This window comes from Desulfobacterales bacterium, assembly GCA_028704555.1.
Lineage (GTDB): Bacteria > Desulfobacterota > Desulfobacteria > Desulfobacterales > JAQWFD01 > JAQWFD01.
Map to the genome: position 1 here is coordinate 1 of JAQWFD010000093.1, position 2,673 is coordinate 2,673.

Here is a 2,673-nt window from a genome sequence, read left to right on the forward strand (position 1 = left end):
GGTATATTAGCCAAGACAGATGCTATTTCTGGATAGTTAATCTTTGGAAGGCTAGATATCGCTAACTGTAATTGAGGAAAATCAAATTTAGGTATATTATCAATTGCAATAGTCATTCTATGAAAATCAATAGTAGGAACGATAATGCTACTCATAGCGCTGTTAATGGATGTAAGTAAAGGCTTATTTAATGTTTCAAACATATTTGACATCTTTATAAATGAATCTGAAACATTCTTAGTTGCCTCTACCAAAATAATTTTGTTTGCGTTATAGAATCGTTCATATGGAAGTTTGCTTTTAACTCTTTCATATTCTGTTTTTACTTTACTATCCTGTTCAAGGATATTCTCGAGAATAAGTAATAGAGTCTCGTCTGATGTTTTGTCAAAATCATCTACTGTCAAATCAATGCTTTTGTTGTTATTTGTCTTCTGATACATATGATAAACAGCATTAATAAAAGCAGATCGGTAATCGGCACTTTGATCGTACTGTTCAAACATGATCTCACAACAGCTGATGGTAAAAGCTAATCGAATGTATGTTTCTGCCCCAGATTGGGTGATGAAAATCAGCCATGCTGACCCAATTTTTGCTTTGAAAATAAAAATGAGTAATAAATTAAAGCTGATTGCAGCATTACTGATCTGCCTGAACCTCTTCTGGGTGTTTCATTTAAGAGATGTGGAATCGAAGCAGCCCATGACGATAGTGTCGGACGGGGTTGCAAATGCCTGGATCCGGGTGGCGCCGGATGCGTCGGACCGGGTGACATCGGCGGCCGCAGAGCTTTCAGCCTGTATTGAAAAACGCACCGGGGCAACGGTTCCGGTTCTAAAAGAAAAAGCTGATCCGCGGCCGGTACCGATATCCATCAAAACAATTGACGAAAAAGACCCGGTTTATGCGGGCATGAAGGCCCTGTGGCCGGACGGGTTTGTGATCGATACGAGCGGCCGGGATGAGATTGTCATCAGCGCCCTGACCGATTCGGGCGCTCAGTTTGGCGTATATGAATTTTTAGAGCGGTTTGTGGGGGTGAGATGGCTGTTTCCCGGGCCGCTGGGGGTGGATGTACCTGAAAGTCCGTCTTTTGAAGTTCCGCGAACGGTGATTCGGGAAAAACCGGTTTTTTTTTCGCGGCAGATGAGCGGATTTCCCAACCCGGTTCAGAGACAGTGGGCAACCCATCTGCGGCTGAGAGGCCATGTCCGGTTCTCCCATAACCTGAACCGGATCTATCCGCCGCAAACCTATAAAAAGAGCCATCCCGGGTTTTTTCCGTTAAAAAACGGCCAGCGGAAAATTCCGGAAGATAACCGCAGTCAGGGGTGGCAGCCGTGCCTTTCGGCCGATGGTATTGTGGATGCGGCAATCAAAAACATATGCGCGTATTTTGAAAAAACAGATTCACCACGCAGCTACCGGGAGGATAATGCCTGTGACCAGAGGCTTCCGAATGATGCTAAGATCGATACATATTCCCTTGGCATCAATGATTTCGGCGGGTTCTGTGAGTGTGAACTCTGCGCGGCCGCCGACAGCGGGCAAAAGAATTTTACCGGCTATCCGGACCGCTCGGAGCTCTATTTTAAATGGGCCAACGCGGTAGCCGAAGGCGTGCTGGCGCGTTTTCCGGATAAATGGTTCGGGTGCCTGGCCTATGACAACCTCCTGGAGCCGCCGCAAATGGAACCCGTGCATCCGCGGATCATCGCCTTCATGACCTATGACCGGATGAAGTGGATCGATGCATCCGTGGAATCAATCGGGCATCAGGTGACCCGCGCGTGGGATAAAAAGACGCAGATGCTCGGCTGGTACGACTACATTTACGGCAGCGTGTACCATGTGCCCAGGATTTATTTTCACCAGATGGCCGGATATTACCGGTTCGGCGCTGACCACGGGGTTAGCGCGGTGTATGCCGAGGCCTGCCCCAACTGGGGGGAAGGCCCCAAACTGTATGTGGCGGCAAAGCTGATGTGGAACCCGTATGCGGATGTGGATCAGATCCTGAACCAATGGTACGAGCGGGCCGTTGGAAAGGAAGCTGCCCCGTACCTGGCCCGGTATTATACGCTGTGGGAAACGTTCTGGACGCAGCGGATCAGAAACACGAAATGGTTTACCCCCCGCGGCCAGTTCCTGCATTTCTGGCTGCCGGATTACCTGGAGCTGGTCACCTTTGACGATATTTCCGAAAGCCGCCGCCTGCTGGAAACCGCAGTTGAAAAGGCCCGGACCCCGATCCATAAAAAACGCGCCCGGCTGCTGCTGCGCGCCTTTGAATACTATGAAGCCTCGGCCGTATCCTACCTGGGCCTGTATACCGATACCCGTCAACCCGGAAAATCCCCTGCCTGGTATAAAATGATGCAACGGAAACGAAAGCGTCTGATCGACCAGTTCGAAACCGATCCCGTTCTGGTGCACCCGATCCGCTTCGACCGGAAGTTTTCCTGGGCGGACTTGCATCCGTTTAATCAAGTAGGGAGTGAGGGAGTGAGGGAGTAGGGAGTAGGGAGTAAGGGAGTAGGGAGTAGGGAGTAAGGGAGTAAGGGAGTAGGGAGTAAGGGAGTAAGGGAGTAGGGAGTAGGGAGTCGGGAGTGAGAAGAAAAAAAAAGCAGGGGGGTAGACGCTATGACGAATGGGTATCGGGGGTACAAG

At 49.6% G+C, this 2,673-nt stretch carries 2 protein-coding genes; one reads left to right on the top strand and one right to left on the bottom strand.

Features of this window, described 5'->3' with window-relative positions:
- Positions 1-506: hypothetical protein (locus PHQ97_16125; GenBank protein ID MDD4394260.1), on the bottom strand; the 506-nt coding region annotated here is incomplete at its 3' end.
- A gap of 106 nt (positions 507-612) precedes the next feature.
- On the opposite strand from PHQ97_16125, the gene PHQ97_16130 reads away from it, so the two are divergent.
- Entirely contained in the window at positions 613-2,520 is a 1,908-nt protein-coding gene (locus tag PHQ97_16130) for a DUF4838 domain-containing protein (GenBank protein MDD4394261.1), read from the top strand.
- Positions 2,521-2,673 lie beyond the last annotated feature (153 nt).

Bases quoted from the DNA above. Each gene is read 5' to 3' on its own strand.
- PHQ97_16130 (MDD4394261.1), top strand. From the start codon at position 613: ATGAGTAATAAATTAAAGCTGATTGCAGCATTACTGATCTGCCTGAAC.